A 16,522-nucleotide genomic window follows, 5' to 3' on the forward strand; every position below is an offset into this window, starting at 1 on the left:
GTGCGGTACGGCCACGGTGCGCGGCCGGCGGCGGGACGGTCGGAGAAGTCACCAGGGCACGGGGCCGGTGGCGCCGACGAAGGCAGGGCTCGGCGTGCCGGTCCCCGCGGTGGCGGCGGCGACGATCACCGCGGCGCCTTCCTCGACGCTCTGGGTGCCCTGGTGGCCGTTCAGGTCGGTCGCGGTGAACCCGGGATCGACCGAGACCACGCTGATCTGCGGGAGGGACTGCGCGTAGACGGCGGTCAGCATGTTGAGTGCGGCCTTGGAGGAGTTGTAGGCCAGCAGCGGCGCCCATGCCGGGAGCAGATCGCTGTGGGCGGGCGGGTCGGCGTTGATCGTCAGCGAGCCGAGTGCGCTGGACACGTTCACGATCGCGGGCCGGGCCGCGGCCTGGAGCAGGGGCAGGAAGGCGCGGGTGGTGCGCACGACGCCGAAGACGTTGGTGGCGAAGACGTCCTGCAGGTCGGCGGCGGTCAGCTCACCGGCCGGGGCGGCGGGACCGGCGATGCCCGCGTTGTTGACCAGGACGTCGACCCTTCCCGCCTCGGCACGCACCTGTGCGGCGGCTGCGGCGACGGACGCGTCGTCGGTGACGTCGACGAGCAGCGGGCGGGCTCCGAGGGCCTTGGCGGCCTGCCGACCGCGGTGGGCATCGCGGGCTCCGGCGTAGACGGTGTGGCCCGCCTCGATGAGGCGGCGGGCCGTTTCGAATCCGAGGCCCTTGTTGGCCCCGGTGATCACGGTGACTGTTGTCATGCCGTTCAGCCTGCGCGGCACCGGACGGGACAGGGAGAGCTCTGCTCAGCGGGGGGTCGGCCAGTACCAGGCTGTTCACGCGGGAGGGACGGACAATGGACACATGAACGACGATCCCGTGGCTCTCGGTCAGGCCCTGCGCCACTGGCGCGACCGTCTCAGCCCGCAGGACCTGGGGCTTCCCCTCGGCGGCGTCCGTCGGGCGCCCGGGCTGCGCCGCGAGGAGCTCGCCCAGCTCGCCGGAGTGTCCGTCGACTACGTCGTCCGCCTGGAACGGGGCCGGGCCACCTCACCCTCCCCGCAGGTCCTTGCCGCCCTCGCCCGCGCCCTGCGTCTGAACGAGACCGAACGCGACCACCTCTACCTGCTGGCCGACCAGGCGCCGCCCACCAGCGGCCATGTCTCCCCGCACGTGCCGCCCAGCGTCCAGCGGCTGCTCGATCAGCTCGGCGGCAGCCCGCTCAGCGTCCACGACGCCGCGTGGAACCTCATCTCCTTCAACCCCCTGTGGGCCGCCCTCATGGGCGACCCCTCCCCCTGGCGCGGCAAGGAACGCAACATCGCCTGGCGGCACTTCACCCACCGGCCCACGCGCGTCACCCACACCCCCGACCAACAGGGCCGCTTCGAAACCGCCCTCGTCTCCGACCTGCGTTCCTCCGCCGCCCGCTACCCCGCGGACACCCGGCTCACAGCCCTCATCAACGACCTGCGCGGCGTCAGCGACCGCTTCGACGACCTCTGGGACGCCCACACGGTGGGCTTCCACACCACCGACAGCAAAACCGTTCACCACCCCGATCTCGGACCGGTCGCCATCGACTGCGACACCCTCACCGTCCCCGGCAACGACCTGCGCATCGCCGTCTGCTCCCCGCCCCTGGGCACTGCCACAGCCGACCAGTTCGCCCTGCTGAACTCCATCGGAACCCAGGTCCTCAGCTGACACCCGCGGCAGTCGGCAGCATCCTGACCATGAACTCGTGGGACGCACGCTCTGCCCTCGCGTTCGACCCGGCGCGGCACCTGCCGCTCACGGGGTCGTCGCCGACCACGGTGTGCCGGGTACAGGGTGCTCACGACCGGGTCGGGCACCGAGGCCGTACGGCCGCCGGGTGTACGTGTCATCGATCTGACGCTGCTCGGCCTCGGGCCCCCCGACGTGGAGGGGGCGGGATGAGATGCCACGGGAGGCCCGCGAACGCGACACGAACTGCTGCAGGGCCGGCACACTCCCTTCCGGCAAACGCTCGGTCACCGGCCGGATCGACCTGCGCCGGCCGGCATCGGTCCCCGCAGAGGACACTTGCACCACCACCGCTGACCCCGCCGCGGAAGCGACCCGAACACATCGGCGGCGAACTCCGCCGACTCGCCCTGGATCCTGGCCGCTTCCCCCGACATCACTCGGGCGAGCCTCCCGCGGCCAGCCGGTATCACTCAACATGGCGAAGCGTTACCGGCACCGGGCCCGCCGCCCCCGCCAGTCCAGTGTCGACCGGTTCGGAGGCAGCGTGGGGTCAGCGCACCGCGCGGCCGCGCTGACGCGGTACAGGTTCGAACAACCCGAGGTTCGTAGGGCGAGGTGGCGAACGGCCGGTGCCGTCCGGCACGAAGAGCTGCGGAGAGTTCGGGGTCCTGGACGCCTGCCGGGAGTGCGGCGGAGTCAGATGCGCAGGCGCGAGGCACCGTTGAGGTCGACGACGGTTCCCGAAGCCCAAGCGGCTGCCGGGGACGCCAGGAAGTGCACGGCGGCAGCGATCTCCGCAGGGGTGCCGACTCTGCCGAACGGACTCTCCGCCCTCAGAGGCTCGCCCTCCGGACCGGACAGTTTCGCCGCCTGCCGCTCGGTGGCCGCGAACCCGGGCGCGACGGAGGTGACCGCGACGTTGTGCGGGGCCAGTGCCACTGCCAGTGACTGGCCGAGAGCGTGCAGCGCGGCCTTGGTCGCGCCGTAGGCCGGGAAGTCCGGTTCCCCCGGAAGGCGCCGCGTGAGCCGACGTTCACGATCGCGCCGCCCCTACCGCGTTCGAGCAGGTGGTGGGCCACGGCCCAGCTCAGGTCGGCCGCTGCGAGGAGGTTGACGTCCACCATCCGCCGCCAGGTCCGCTGCCAGTGCGGCAGCGACGTCTGCGTGATCGGATGCCGGGTGTCCGCCGTGGGCGCCACGGTGCACCTGTTCCAGCTGCGCCGCGTCGACGCGGCCCACGACCACTATCGCGCGCGTGGTCGACGAGCACCGCGAACTCGCCGCACTCCTGTGCTCCGGCGACAGCCGGACCCTTGCCCGCCGGGCCGAAGAGCACGTGGGCTCCGCCCGGCGCAGCCTGCTGGCCGGCCTGCCGACCGACGCCACGGCAGAGAACGCCGAGGCATCCGACCACAGTTGAAAGGCCGGCGAGTCAACCACCTCGACGCCCGGAGCAGGGCGCACTCGAAGAGCATCGGTACGGCCGTCGGCCCTGCGATCGGTCACGGCCCGGCTGACGCGAGGGTGTCGATGCGGTTCTCGCACACGGGTCGCGCGAGCGAGGGCGGGCCCGTGAGTGTGGTGACGGACGGGGGCACAGCGCCCAGCTGAATGCGGAGCGGGCGCTGGACACCTGCGAAGCCCCGATCAGGCGCCGGCGCCGATCCAGCGGCTGCCCTCCCAGGCCGATGTCTTGGGCGAAGACCGTGCGGCGCCGCGCTGCGGCGTCGAAGAAGGAACCCTGCCGCACAGCCGTTCGCGGACGTTCAGGGGGTTCGTGCCGAGAACGCCGGGCTTCAGCCGTCGATGCAGTCGCCCCGCGGCCGCGAAGCGGAGACAGCTTCGGACACGGTCATGTGGCCGCCGCTCCAGCGGGGTCGTCCGACTGCCCCTGCCCGCTCTCGCATCCCCCGTCCGCGCGGCGCATCATGAGGAGCCGAGGATCAGTGACGTGCCGCCCTTCCGGGGCAGACCGGGCGGACAGTCGAAACGTAACCGTATCGATCTCCGGGCGGCGCGAAACGACAGTGTCCTCTTCCGAAGGGAACGGCACGTGTGAGGGCACCGCCTGCTGCCGGAGCCCAGCGAACGGCTTGCGCCAGAACTGCGAGCGTGGGGTCCGCCATCCGTACCGCAGAGCCAGCAGACGCAGACACACGGCGAACGTGGCCGCGCCAAGGGCAGTCGTGATGTTGAGCAGACCACCGACGTGCAGGGCGGCTGTCGCGCCCGCCCCGGCCAGGGCGGGCAGGGCGTACAGATCACGGTTCCATCGCAACAGGGACGGCACCTCCAGCGCCACCAAGCTGGCCAGTGCTCCTCCACCACTGGCACTCGCCATACCGAGGGCGGCGGCAGCGGGGGTACTCATGCCGTGGTCAAGGGCCTTGATCGTACCGGTGACACTGAAGATCCCCAGCGCGACGGCGTCCGAGACGCTGAGGAGAGCGTTGTCGCGCACCTTGTGGTCGAGGGACAGACCGTGGCCGAAGTAGACCACGGCAGCAGCCACTACAGGCGTGAAGAAGTAGCCGAGGTCGGTGAAGGCAACCGGCATCACGCCCAGGACCAAATCCCTGAAGAGACCACCGCCCAGCCCGGCGGCCTCGCTGAGAACAATGGTGCCGAAGAAGTCGAAGTCCTTGCGTACAGCCAGGAAAGCACCGGACAGCGCGAACGCGAAGATGGCCAGCAGATCTATCGCATATTGGAGATCGCTGCCCAGGTCATTGATCGGCATAGGATCACGTTTCTACGAGAGGGGAACGCACGACGCATGTGAGGCGCAGGCTGTCGAAGAGAGATCACCCGCCTCGTAGAGGGAACGAAGACGTCGCAGGTGCGGTTCAAAGTCGGTGTGAGGTTCCCCCTGCCGGCCGGACAGCTTGATACTGGGACGGATGGTCCCGCAGGAAGCAGTCACAGGTAGTGAGCAGCAAGAGCAACATGAGTAAGCGGTACACGGCCGAGTTCAAGCGGGACGCGGTCGCCTTGGCGTTGTCCTCGGAGAAGACGGTCACCGAGGTCGCGAGGGATCCGGGCGTGAGTCCGGAAGGGCTACGCGGATGGGTGAAGCAGGCGAAGGTCGACCGCGGTGAGGGACCCGCCGGGGCTTTGACCACTGCGGAGCGTGAGGGGTTGGTCCGGCTGCGACGGAAGGTTCGCGAGCAGGAGGCCCCGATCGAGGTTCTGGGAAAAACGACCGCCTTCGTCGCTCAGGACAAGATGAGGTAGACACCGTGGCACGGTGTCGTTTCATCGATGCGGAGAAGGCATACGGGCGGTGCGTCGGGCCGATGGAGCTGCTGGGCGACCGCTATGTACCCTCCGACGGTTCCCTGCAACTCGGTGGCTCGCCGCTCAGGATGCCCCAGGATCCTCCGGAACTGGGCCTGATCGACCTCGGGGACGACTGGGACTGGGATTTCAACGACGAAGTGCTCCGGAAGGTCTCCGCCTGGAGACTCTTCGGCCACCCGTACACGACAGTGGCATCGAGTTCTTCTGGCTGATCCACCGGACCGACACGACAGTGGACCGCTATGACCCGATCGTCTGGATGGAACAGGGAGACTGGCACCGTACCGGGCCGAGTTCAGGAGACGCTTGTACCGAAGTCCCTGCCCCGTACCGATGGAACCGGTCCACACGACCCCGGCCGAAGAGGTCCGGCAGGTCGAGGCTTCCGCTTCGAGCGTCGGGCGAGCGTCGAGAATCTCCGGGCGAGACCTCGACGGTGTCCGCCGATACGGGTGCCTTTCATGAATGCTCAGGTCAGGAACTTCAAGAGGCGATCCATTCGCTCGAACCGCTACACAGCGAGAAACAGGTCGAGCGATCCACCCGGGCCACAAAACCGCAGCTCAGACACCCTTGCCGACTGGTTCCAGGATCGCCACGCATTCCACGTGCGACGTCATCGGAAAGATGTCGGTCTGCGGCTGCTAAGAGAAAGACCAGGTCAGAGCGGGTTTCTCGGCTCGCCCTGCATCGAATGGGTGCCGTGAGCGTCAAACGAGCGTCACGGTCGACAGACCATCCGCGTGGGAAGCGGAGCTACGGCAGATGCCCGGACTCAGGTGGAATCGGTGGTCCGCTACCTCCGCAGACAGCAGGCAAGCCCGTGAACAACAGCATCGGCCTCGGAGGTGAGACTGGGGGAATGCGCCGTCGGTGTCCTGGCTGTGCTGACCATGCTGCCCGGGCCGGACATGGCCGTCGTGACCAGACGGGCCGCCACCTCCGGCTGGCAGGACGGGCTACGGACAGCGGGCGAGATCACCGCGGGGCTCCTGGTCTGGAGCGTGCTGCCGGCCTCACCGCCGTCCTGACCTCGCGTCTGCCACCGCGTACACGGGGGTCGAACTGGTCGGTGACGGTCCAGTCTGGTGAGCAACGTCTTCCAGCCCAAGACCGCCCGGCCCCCTCACCACGGTCTCCTCCGCTCCGACGGCACTCGCCAAGTCAGTCATCATGGGTGCACTTCTCATGCCTGCGTCAAGGTCGCTCTCGATAAGCCTTGTCTAGAGCGGACAAGGCCCCTCCAATGTCCGTGATCCCGGAGAAGAGAGCTTTGATCTGGGCGAAATGTGCTTGCTGAACGGCGGAGTTCGGCCAGCGCTGATCCATGAAGGGAACGGTGGTTCCGGCCTTCTGCCGCTCCGCGACTTCCCTGATCGCGGGGTCGACGGTGAAGGAGGGGTTCGGGATGGCGGGGAGGGTGGCGCCGGAGCGGTTGTACAGGTTCTGTCCGCGATCGGATCCCAGGAAGTCGATGAAAGCGAGGGCCTCCTTGCGGTGTGGGGTGTCGGGGTTGAGGCCATAGGCGGCCGATACCGCACCCGGCATCCGTGTGTCGTCGGGGTCATCTGTGGCGGGCAGTGCGGTCATGCGCAGTGTCAGGCCGGGGGCGGCGGCACGTAGCTCGGACAGTACGCTCGCGACCTGGACGACTCCCACGGCCCGGCCCGTGGCCACCTGGTCGAGTGTCTCCTCGTACGTCGTGTCCAGTGGGTCGGCGTTGAAGCAGCCGCGCTCGTCCATCTCCATGTATTTACGCAGGGCGGTTCGCCAGCCGGAGCCGGCGAAGGTCATCTTGCCGAGTTCCATGTCGTTGTCGAAGTCTGGTTCGTCGGCGTAGACGGTTGTCGCGACCAGGGCGTAGGTGATGAGTTGGGTGACCCAGGGGGTGGCGTTGCCCAGGGCGAGGAGGACCTTGCCGTGGTCGCGGGCCTTGTCGCAGAGGGTCAGGAGTTCTGTCCAGGTCCGGGGAGGTGCTCCTCCGATGGCGTCCAGAGCTTCCGTGGAGAAGACCGTTCCGATGCCGCTGAAGGTCACAGGTACCGCGAACGTGCTGCCGTTCACGTCAGTGACCGGTTTGACGCCTATGGGCATCGTGAGGTTGAAGCGGCGAAGGCTCAGGTTCTCCAGCAGGTCGTCGTGCTCCAGCGCGGTGACGGAGGCGGGATTGCCGTTGCCGGGCCAGACGGTGAACACGTCGGGGCCGTCACCCGCGCGGAGCTGGCCTGGGAGTTTCTGCTGGAGGTCGCCGGTGTCGGAGTAGTCGACCGTGACGTGTGTGTCGGGGTTGAGGCGGTGGAACTCGGCGACAACGGCGTCCATCGCGGACCTGTCGGTGACGCTTGCCCTGACCGACAACTCGACCGGCCCGTCCTGTTCGGTCCCGAACGGGCCGCATCCGGTGGTCGTGGTGGCCGCGAGCGCCAGGCTGATGGCGAGGCCGAGCAGGTGTGAGGTGCGTGTCACGGACGGACTCCGGGCGGGAAGGAGGAATGAGGTTGGCTGGCGCGAGGCGTGGGGTGTCAGGGCCGGGTCGGCCGGCGGCGGCTCGTGTGACGTTCACTCGACCGTGCAGCGGTCACACGAGCCGCCCGCGCCCCAGGGGGCCGACGGTGGTCAGCCGAGTGTGAGGGCACGCTGTGCGGTGACGGCGCGGGAGGAACGCGCCGTCGCGAAGGTGTAGACCCCCGGGGTGAGCGTCATTGCGCCCGACGACCAGACGCTGAGGTCCTGGACCGGGATCGTCAGGCTCAGTCGCTTGGAGCCGGCCGCTGGAAGGGTGACCTTCTGGAACGCGACCAGGCGGCGAGCCTCCGCCGCCGCCGAGGCGGGAAGCGTGGCGTAGACCTGGAGGACCTCTGTGCCCTCGCGCCGTCCGGTGTTGGTCACGGTGACCTCGATGATGACCTGCTGGGTGGCCTTGTCGTAGGTGGCTTCCATCGCCCCGTGGGCGAAGGTGGTGTAGGACAGGCCGTGGCCGAAGGGGAAGCGGGGTTCCTGCTTCTTGGCGTCGTGGAAGCGGTAGCCGACGGCGATGCCCTCGTCGTAGGAGACGGTGCCGTTCGTGCCCGGGTAGGTGGCGGGGGTGGTGCCGGGGCCCTGGGTGGCGTCGGTGGGGAAGGTCACCGGGAGGCGGCCGGCCGGGTCGCTGTCGCCGAAGAGGACGGCGGCGATGGCGGTGCCGGCACCGCGGCCCGCGTACCACGCCTGCACGACTGCCTCCACGTCGTTCAGCCAGGGGGTGGCGACGGGGCCGTCGGTGTTGAGGACGACGATCGTGCGGGGGTTGGCGGCGGCGACGGCGGTGATGAGCTGGTCCTGGTCTCCGGGCAGTGCGTATCCGTCGTGGTCCATGCCCTCGCCGGCGACGCGGTTGACGAAGACGACGGCGGCGTCGGCCGTGCGGGCCGCTGTCACGGCGGCGGGGATGAGGGACTCGGGTTGCCAGCCGAAGGTCAGGCCGCACGTTCCGGGTTCGGCGGTGGCGTTGTTGTAGGTGATCTCCACGGTGACGGCGCGTCCGGCGGTCAGCTCGGCGGTGCCCTGGAGCGGATAGTCGTAGGGGCCGAGGAAGAAGCGGGCCATCTGGCGGGTGCCGGAGACGACCGTCCGACCGTCGATCTTCAGCGAGGTCGTCCCGGACGGCAGCAGGGAGAAGCGGTGCAGGCCGGTGGTGGTCGGCGTCAGCGTGCCGGTCCACTTGGCCGACCACACCTGTGGCAGGCCCTCGACGGGGGCGGTGGTGAAGTCGACGGTGGTGTCGGTGCGGGTCGTGACCGGTGTGCCGGTGCCGTCGGCACTGGCGTAGTAGCTCGCCGTCAGGCCGGCCGCCCCGGTCGGGGTGCGCAGGACGGTGGAGGGGACCGTGGTGAGGGGGAGGTCGCCCTTGGTTCCCTGGGCGTGGGTGACCTTGACGGAGCTTCCGGCGCGGGCGCGGATCGCGTCGAGCGGGGTGGTCCAGGTCCCGGGGTCCACGTATGTGGAGCCGGACACGCCGGTGAAGGTGTCGGACCCGGCCGGGCCGATGACGGCGAGCGACTTCACCGTGCTGGTGAGCGGCAGGGCCGCGGCGCGGTTGGCGAGGAGCACCGTGGAGGCGACGGCCGCCTCGTGCGCGAGGTCCTTGTGCGCCTGGGTGCTGACGTTGGCCGCTGGGGCGGGGGCGGGGTGGTCGAAGAGGCCGTTCGCGAACATGGTGACGAGGACGCGCCGGGCGGCGTCGTCGAGCCGCGCGGCCGGTATCGCGCCGCCGGTGAGGGAACCCGCCGGGATCTGGACACCGCCGGGGCCGAGTCCGGCGAGGTCCATGCCGGCCCGGGCGGCGGCGACCTGGTCGTCCCCGGCCCAGAAGTCGGGCACGGTGTAGCCCTGGAGGCCCATGCTCTTCTTCAGGTCGTCGAACAGGCCGGTGTGCCGCGTCGCGAACGTGCCGTTGATCTTCGGGTACGCCATCATCACCGAGGTGGCGGGGGCGGCGGCGATCACGCGGCGGAAGGGCGCCTGGTAGTACTCGTGGAGCGCCCGGTCGGACACCTTTGTGTCGATGAAGAAGCGGTTGACTTCCTGGGTGTAGGCGGCGAAGTGCTTGAGGGTGGCCGCCATGTGCTGGGACTGGATCGCCACGGTGAGGGCGGCGCCCAGCCGTCCGGCGAGCACCGGGTCCTCGCCCATGGCTTCGGCCTGACGGCCGAAGTGCCAGGTGCGGGTCAGGTCGATGGTGGGGCCGAGGGCGTTGTTGTATCCCTTGGCCCGGCCCTCGGTGCCGATGGCCTTCCCGATCCGGCCGGCGAGCGCCTCGTCGAAGGTGGCCGCCTGGGCGACCGGTACGGGGAAGGCGGTGACGCCCGTCTCGCCGCGCAGCCCCGCGGAGGCGTCGACCATGGTGAGGGCGGGGATGCCGAGGTGGGCCACGGTGGCGAAGTCGCAGCGTACGAGGGCCTCTTTCTCGCCGGCCGTCATGCGGGCGAGCAGTTCGGCGGCCCGGTCCTGCGCCACGGTCCGTGGCGCGGCGACCGCTCGGTCGGTGACCGCGGGGGCCATGCTTGCGGCCAGGGCCGTGAAGGCTGCGGCGGATAGGAACGTTCGTCGGTTCACAGCGGCTCTCCGGACTGAGATGGCGGCAGTACGACGCGCCGCCGCGGGTTGGGGGGAGGTGAGGCCGGCCGAGGGGTCAGGTCACGGCCGGCCCCGGCTCGAGGGGGCTCTGGGAGCAGCCGCGTGGTCGCGGAGCTCCAAGGGATCGCATTCCCTTTTTCACTTCTCGGCGGCAGAGTGCTCGCCGCGTCCCACGGTGAGCTCTCGGCGCCACGGCCGTATTCAGCCACGAAGTTTTTCCCAGCAGGCTGGAAACTATGGCCTCCTCCGATGCAAGGTCAACCCTCCGGCACCTCCTATTTAAAATAGGCCCTCACCAGCAGGTTTCCTTTCTTGGAATTTTAACGGCGACCTGAAATTTCAATTGAACGGGCCGATGGGATTCTTTGTCATCGACGCTCTGGATGATCTGGATTCGCAAGACAAATAGCAGCCCGACGCATCGGGTGATGCGTCGGGCTGTCCCTCTTCTTCGCGTAGGGGAGACGGTCAGGCCGCCGCTCCGAGTTCCGCGGTGTCCAGGACGTGGTCGCCCGGCCCGAGGGCGAGGGGTGCGCAGCCGGGGAGTTCCACTGTGGCCGTACAGCCTTCCGGCACCGTGATGTCGGCCGTCATGCCGGTGGCGGTGAGTTCCCAGGACAGTGCGGCCGTCCCGTAGGGAGTGTCGTGGCGGACACGGGCCCAGCTGATGCCGCCGCCCGGGCGGGGGCGGAAGGAAAGCCGGCGGTAGCCTGGGGCGGTGGCGCTGATACCGCCGACCACCCGGTGCAGCCAGTCGGCGACGGCTCCGAGCGCGTAGTGGTTGAAGCTGGTCATGCCGCCCGGGTTGAGGGTGCCGTCGGGCCGCAGGCTGTCCCAGCGCTCCCAGATCGTGGTCGCCCCCATGGTGACGGTGTAGAGCCAGGAGGGGCACTCGGTCTGCAGCAACAGCCGGTAGGCGACGTCGAGGTGACCGTTGTCGGTGAGGGCGTCGCAGATGAGCGGGGTGCCGACGAAGCCGGTGGAGATGCGCGCGCCGTCGGCGAGCACGATCTCGGCGAGGCGGTCGGCAGCCGGTCCGCGCTGTTGCGGCGTGAGCAGGTCGAAGGCGAGGGCGATCGCGTACGCGGTGGCACTGTCGCTGGTGAGGCGGGCCGAGGGCAGGACGTACCGTCGCCGGAAGGCGTCGGCTGCCTCGGCGGCGACTCCCGCGTACCGTTCGCTGTCCGCGTCGAACCCCAACTCCTCTGCGGCCAGGGCGAGATGTCGCGCGGAGTGGGCGAAGTAGGCGGTGGCGACCAGGTAGCGGTCGGTACGGCCTGCGGCCGGGTCGTCCGGTGGGGCGGCAGGGTCGAGCCAGTCCCCCAGCTGGACGCCGGTGTCCCACAGGCGGGTAGGACCGGCGAGGCGTTCGACCAGCTCGACCCACGCTTTGGCCATGGGGTAGTGGCGGCGCAGCAGGTCCCGGTCGCCGAAACGCTGGAAGAGCGTCCAGGGAGTGAGGGTGGCGACGTCGCCCCATGCGGCACCGGGGTGGATCGGCGTCCACATCGGTTCGCCCGGGATGACGGGGACGTACCAGGGGATCGTGCCGTCCGGGAGCTGTTCGAGGCCGACGTCGGTGAGCCAGGAGTCGAGCAGGCCGGCGCAGTCGTAAAGGAAACTCGCCGTCGGGGCGAAGACCTGGATGTCGCCGGTCCAGCCGAGGCGTTCGTCGCGCTGGGGGCAGTCGGTGGGCAGGTCGACGAAGTTGCCGCGCATGCTCCACACGACGTTCTCGTGCAGGCGGTTGACGAGCGGATCGCTGCACTCGAACCATCCGGTTCGGCGCATGTCCGTGTGGTACACGCGGGCGGTCACCTGGCCGGCCGTCAGCTCGGCGGGCCAGCCGCTGATCTCGGCGTAGCGGAAGCCGTGCAGGGTGAAGCGGGGTTCCCAGGTGAGAGGTCCGCCGCCGGAAAGGATGAGGGTGTCGACGGAGTACGCCTCGCGCAGCGGGCGCGTGGCCAGTTCGCCGTCCTCCAAGACCTCGGCGTGCCGCAGGGTGAGTGTGGTGCCGGCCGGTCCGTCGACGGTGACCCGGAGACGGCCGACGAGGTTCTGCCCGAAGTCGAGCAGGTGACGCCCGTCGCCGGTGCGGGTGACGGTGACCGGAGTGACCTCCTCGGTGCAGCGCACGGGCGGCCCGAGAGGGGCGACAAGGGTGCCGGGATCGCGTACGCCCGTACGGACCGGCGCCCAGCCCTCCGCGTCGGCCGCGGAGGGCGTGGCCCAGGCGGGGTCGTGCAGGCGGGCGTCGAAGGTCTCGCCCTCGTACAGGCCGCTGGTGAGGATCGGGCCGGGCGCCGCTTCCCAGGTCCGGTCGGTGGCGACGACCTGCGTGGTGCCGTCGTCGTACTCCACCTCCAACTGGGCGATGAGGGACTGGTCGGTGCCGTAGATGTTGCGGGTCCCGCCGTCGAAGCCGTACTTGCCTCGGTACCAGCCGTCGCCGAGCCAGGCACCGACGGTGTTGGCGCCCTCGGTGAGGTGGGCGGTGACGTCGTGGGTGCGGTACCGCAGCCGGTGCGGATAGACGGTCCAACCCGGTGCGAGCGCCTCGTCGCCGACGCGGCGGCCGTTGATCTCCACCTCGTACAGGCCGTGAGCGGTGACGTAGAGGCGTGCGCGGGCGACGGGCCGGTCGAGACGGAAGTCCTTGCGCACGCGGGCGGGGCGGCGCTCGCCCTCGGGGTCCTCGTCCCAGTCGGCGCCCACGGGTACGGCCTGCCAGTCGGCGGCGTCGAGGAGCCCCGCCTCGACGTCTCTCGGTGTGCTCCACTCCGAGGGGCCTGCGGCGTCGGAGGTCCAGACGCGGACGCGTACGGTGGCGCGTTCCCGGGATGTCAGGGGGTCGCCGGGCCACGGAACGAGGACCTGCTCGGCGCTGTCGACGCGCCCGGTGCGGCTGATGCCGCCACGGCGTTCGAGTTCCAGCTCGTACGACACCTGGCGGCCGGTGCCTGCGGGCAAGGTCCAGGTCAGCCGGGGGGAGGCGACTCCGATGCCGAGTCCGTCCGGCAGGTGTTCGAAGCTGACCGGGGAGGGCTGAGGGGGGAGCAAGGGGCGACCCTTCTTTCACGTGTGGTCACAGTCGGGAGCGTGACGGGTGGGCGCGGCGAACTCCCCGGAGCCGAGGGCCGGGGAGACGGCAGGCCGGGGCGAGGGCCGGGTCAGCCCTTCAACGCTCCCGAGGTGAGGCCCTTCATGACCTTCTGGTTGAGGAAGAGGTAGATCACGAGGGTGCCGAAGACGTTGATGCAGATGGCCGCGAAGAGGGGGCCGTACTGGGTGGCGCCGAAGTCGCCGGTGAAGTTGAGCAGGCCGACCTGGATGGTGCGCAGGTCCTGGTTGTTGGTGAAGGTCAGCGCGATGAGCAGGTCGTTCCAGATGAAGAAGAACTGCACCAGGCCGACGGTGAGCAGGGCGTTGCGCACCAGGGGGAGGCTGATGGTCCAGAAGGCGCGCAGGATGCCGGCGCCGTCGATCGTGGCGGCCTCGAACAGCTCGCGGGGGACGCTGCGGTAGTAGGTGGCCATCATGAAGACGGTCAGGGGCAGGCCCGTGCCGGTGTAGGTGAGGATCAGCGGCCACAGCGTGCCGGACAGGCCGGTCTGGAAGTACACCGTGAACAGGGGCAGCAGGATCATCTGCGGCGGGACCATCATGCCCGCGAGGAAGACCAGCAGAGTGAGGCTGCGGCCCTTCCACACCATGACCTGAAGGGCGAAGCCGGCGGCGGTGCCCAGCAGCAGCATCAGCGCGAGCGCGGGGACGACGGCGAGCAGGCTGTTCTGGACGTAGAGGCCGATGTTGCCGGTCGTCCACGCCTCGGTGTAGTTGCTCCACTCCCAGGTGGTGGGCAGGCTCCAGGTGGAGTTGTTCAGGTAGTCGTCGTTGGACTTCAGGGAGGTGAGGAACATCCAGATCATCGGGTAGACCTCGACGACCAGCAGGAGAGCGACGACGACCTTGACCCAGAGGCGGCTTCCCGGACGGCCGCGCCGGGCCCGCGGGGCACGCACGGGCGCGTGCCCGGAGCCGCTTGCGGAGGTCTTCACGGGTGTGTCGATGGTGGCCATGACTCTCAGCCCTCCGTGAGGTCGCGCCGCGAGACGCGGTAGACGACCAGGCTCACCAGCAGGCACACGACGGTCAGCAGCAGGGCGATCGTGCTGCCGTAGCCGTAGTCGCTGTAGGTGAACGACGTCTGGAACATGTACAGGGTCAGCGGGGTGGTGCCCGTGCCGGGGCCGCCGTTGGTCAACGCGACGATCGAGTCGAAGACCTTCAGCGTGCCGTTGATGCTGAAGATCAGCGAGGACATCAGGACCGGCAGGGACAGCGGCAGCACGATGTGGCGGACCAGCCTGAGTCCCGTGGCTCCGTCGAGGCGGGCCGATTCCAGGACCTCGTCGGGGATGTCGACGAGGCCGGCGAAGAGGAGTACGGCGTAGAAGCCCATGGAGCGCCAGATGTCCATGGCGATCAGGACCCAGAAGGCGCTGCCGGCGCTGCCGAAGAAGTCGATCGAGTCGATGCCCACGGCGTTGAGCAGGGAGTTGACCGGGCCGGTCTGCGGGGCGACCTGGAAGAACTTCTGGAAGAGCAGGCCGACGGCGACGGTGGGCAGCACGACCGGGAAGAACACCAGGGTGCGGACGAGCGCCGAGGCGCGCTTGAGGAAGAAGACGTAGAGCAGCGCCAGGAGATACCCGGCGACCACCTGCCCGGCGGTGACGACGACGGCGTACTTCAGGGTGAACCAGAGCGCGTCGTGGACGGCCGGGTCGTCCAGGAGACGGGAGAAGTTGGCGACGCCGTTTCCGGTGAAGCCGTTGATCGTGTTGCCCTTGGTGAAGGAGTACCCGAGTGACCACACCATCGGGACCAGCATGATCAGGGAATAGACGAGGAGGGCGGGACCGAGCAGGAGCGCGATGGCCCTGCGGTCACCGAGTACGCGGTGCATGGGTGGGTGTCCACTTTCTTCGGAGGGACGGGGACGGCCCGCGCGCGGCGGGGCGGGCAGGAGCGAGCGGGCCGTCCCCGGCCGGTCACTGGGCGGCCAGCGCGTCCTGAACGGTCTGCATGAACTGCTCGGGGCTCGTGCTGCCGCTGACTAGACCCGCCGCGTTCTGCTGACTGACGGTGGTCGCCTTGGTGCTGAACAGGGCCTCGAACCAGAGCACGTTCTGCTTCGAGGCGCTGATGGTGTCCCGCACCTGGGTGGTGACCTCGTTGGCGTCCTTGACCTCGGTGTTCACCTTGAAGCCGGAGATGGAGCCGTGGTCCTTCAGCGCGGTGGAGCCGTAGTTCTTCGCGATGCAGGACACCCAGTCGCCGGTCTTCTTGTCCAAGGACTTCGAGGCGAACGTGATGCCCAGGCCGACATTGGACGGGTACTGGTCGACGGAGCCCTTGCCGCCGGTGACGGCCGGGAAGGGCATGAAGCCGGTGTTCTCCGCCCCGATCTTGTTCTGCTTGTCGTCGGAAATGTTCGCCAGTGCCCAGCTACCCATGTAGAACATGGCGGCCTTGCCGGTGAGGAACTGGTTCATCGCCGTGTCGTAGTCGATGGAGCCGACGCCCTTGCCGAAGTAGCCCTTCTTGCCGAGGGCCGCGACCTCCTCGGCGGCCTTCACGTACTCCGGGTCGGTCAGCTTCGCCTTGCCGTCCGCCACCTTCTGCAGGGCGTCGGGGCCGAGGCTGCGGTAGAGGTAGCCGCTGATGAGACGGGTGAGCGGCCAGCCCTGCTGACCGGATGCGGAGAACGGCTGGACGCCCTTCGCCTCCAGCTTCGCCGCGGCCGACACCAGCTCCTCCCAGGTGCCCGGCACCTTGATCCCGTTGTGCGCGAAGACCTTCTTGTTGTAGAAGATGCCCTCGATGTTGTACTCGTACGGCAGGACCTGGAGTTCCCCGCCGTACAGGGCCTTGATGGTGGAGACGGCAGCCGGCTCCAGCTGGTCGAGAACGCCCAGCTCCTTGAGCTTCGCCTCCAGGTCGGCAACCTTGCCGGACTTGGCCAACTGCTGGGTGAGCGCCGGGGCGTTGCCCGCCGCGAACTGCACCGGCAGCGCGTCCTGGCCGGCCAGCAACTGGAGCTTCTGGTCCAGGCTCGCCTGCGGAACGGTCTCCACCTTCAGCGGCAGAGCGTCGTTCGCGGCCTTGCACTCACCCTTGGACATGGTGGTCAGCGCCGTCTTCACGGTGGTGTTCTCGGTGACGCTCAGGTAGTCGAAGTTCTCGGGGGCGGAGGAGGAGCCGCCGGCCCCACTGCCGCCGCACGCGGTGGCGAGCAGCGCGAGCGAGGCGGCGCCGGCGGTGAGCAGGCTCAGTCGCGCACGACGGGCGCGGGAGGTACGAAGGGGCACGGAG

At 69.3% G+C, this 16,522-nt stretch carries 13 protein-coding genes and 1 pseudogene; 5 read left to right on the plus strand and 9 right to left on the minus strand.

All coding sequences use genetic code 11. The features are described 5' to 3' along the window. Nucleotides 1-48 precede the first annotated feature (48 nt). Nucleotides 49-759: an SDR family NAD(P)-dependent oxidoreductase gene (locus tag ORI94_RS07705; RefSeq protein ID WP_266073627.1), complete on the minus strand. Its 711-nt coding sequence runs from the start codon at nt 757-759 to the stop codon at nt 49-51. Between the two features lie 103 nt (nt 760-862). Between ORI94_RS07705 and ORI94_RS07710 the strand changes: the two genes are divergently transcribed. Next, nucleotides 863-1,705, plus strand: coding sequence for a helix-turn-helix domain-containing protein (locus ORI94_RS07710; RefSeq protein ID WP_266073629.1), 843 nt, complete (start codon nt 863-865; stop codon nt 1,703-1,705). Between the two features lie 720 nt (nt 1,706-2,425). Here ORI94_RS07710 and ORI94_RS07715 read toward each other — a convergent pair. Next, a pseudogene (locus ORI94_RS07715) lies at nt 2,426-2,940 on the minus strand (SDR family NAD(P)-dependent oxidoreductase); the annotation flags it as partial. 44 nt (nt 2,941-2,984) lie between these two features. On the opposite strand from ORI94_RS07715, the gene ORI94_RS07720 reads away from it, so the two are divergent. Beyond that, entirely contained in the window at nt 2,985-3,149 is a 165-nt protein-coding gene (locus ORI94_RS07720; RefSeq protein WP_266073630.1) for a hypothetical protein, read from the plus strand. A 432-nt stretch (nt 3,150-3,581) separates the two neighbouring features. Here ORI94_RS07720 and ORI94_RS07725 read toward each other — a convergent pair whose 3' ends face one another. Further along, nucleotides 3,582-4,469, minus strand: a complete 888-nt coding sequence (locus ORI94_RS07725; protein WP_323056030.1) for a trimeric intracellular cation channel family protein — start codon at nt 4,467-4,469, stop codon at nt 3,582-3,584. Nucleotides 4,470-4,657: 188 nt separating this feature from the next. Here ORI94_RS07725 and ORI94_RS07730 point away from each other — a divergent pair, with 188 nt between their 5' ends. From ORI94_RS07730 to ORI94_RS07740, 3 genes are all read left to right on the plus strand, one after another. Next, entirely contained in the window at nt 4,658-4,963 is a 306-nt protein-coding gene (locus tag ORI94_RS07730; RefSeq protein ID WP_266073631.1) for a transposase, read from the plus strand. A 5-nt stretch (nt 4,964-4,968) separates the two neighbouring features. Next, entirely contained in the window at nt 4,969-5,241 is a 273-nt protein-coding gene (locus ORI94_RS07735) for a hypothetical protein (protein ID WP_266073632.1), read from the plus strand. 636 nt (nt 5,242-5,877) lie between these two features. Further along, a complete protein-coding gene (locus ORI94_RS07740) occupies nt 5,878-6,060 on the plus strand; it encodes a hypothetical protein (RefSeq protein ID WP_266073633.1) in 183 nt (60 codons plus the stop codon). A gap of 166 nt (nt 6,061-6,226) precedes the next feature. Here ORI94_RS07740 and ORI94_RS07745 read toward each other — a convergent pair whose 3' ends face one another. From ORI94_RS07745 to ORI94_RS07770, 6 genes are all read right to left on the minus strand, one after another. Further along, nucleotides 6,227-7,495: an ABC transporter substrate-binding protein gene (locus ORI94_RS07745; protein WP_266073634.1), complete on the minus strand. Its 1,269-nt coding sequence runs from the start codon at nt 7,493-7,495 to the stop codon at nt 6,227-6,229. Between the two features lie 150 nt (nt 7,496-7,645). Then, nucleotides 7,646-10,069: a beta-glucosidase family protein gene (locus tag ORI94_RS07750; protein WP_266073635.1), complete on the minus strand. Its 2,424-nt coding sequence runs from the start codon at nt 10,067-10,069 to the stop codon at nt 7,646-7,648. A 543-nt stretch (nt 10,070-10,612) separates the two neighbouring features. Further along, nucleotides 10,613-13,204 (minus strand): alpha-L-rhamnosidase, encoded by a 2,592-nt coding sequence (locus tag ORI94_RS07755; RefSeq protein ID WP_266073636.1) that lies wholly within the window; start codon nt 13,202-13,204, stop codon nt 10,613-10,615. A gap of 110 nt (nt 13,205-13,314) precedes the next feature. Beyond that, entirely contained in the window at nt 13,315-14,223 is a 909-nt protein-coding gene (locus tag ORI94_RS07760; RefSeq protein ID WP_266073637.1) for a carbohydrate ABC transporter permease, read from the minus strand. Nucleotides 14,224-14,228: 5 nt separating this feature from the next. Beyond that, complete coding sequence (locus tag ORI94_RS07765) at nt 14,229-15,113, minus strand: carbohydrate ABC transporter permease (RefSeq protein ID WP_189557649.1); 885 nt, start codon at nt 15,111-15,113, stop codon at nt 14,229-14,231. Between the two features lie 85 nt (nt 15,114-15,198). After that, nucleotides 15,199-16,518 carry an ABC transporter substrate-binding protein gene (locus ORI94_RS07770; protein ID WP_266073638.1) on the minus strand — a complete coding sequence of 440 codons (1,320 nt, stop codon included), beginning with the start codon at nt 16,516-16,518 and terminating at the stop codon, nt 15,199-15,201. Nucleotides 16,519-16,522 lie beyond the last annotated feature (4 nt).

The organism is Streptomyces sp. NEAU-W12 (genome assembly GCF_026242095.1).
Classification (GTDB): Bacteria; Actinomycetota; Actinomycetes; order Streptomycetales; family Streptomycetaceae; genus Streptomyces.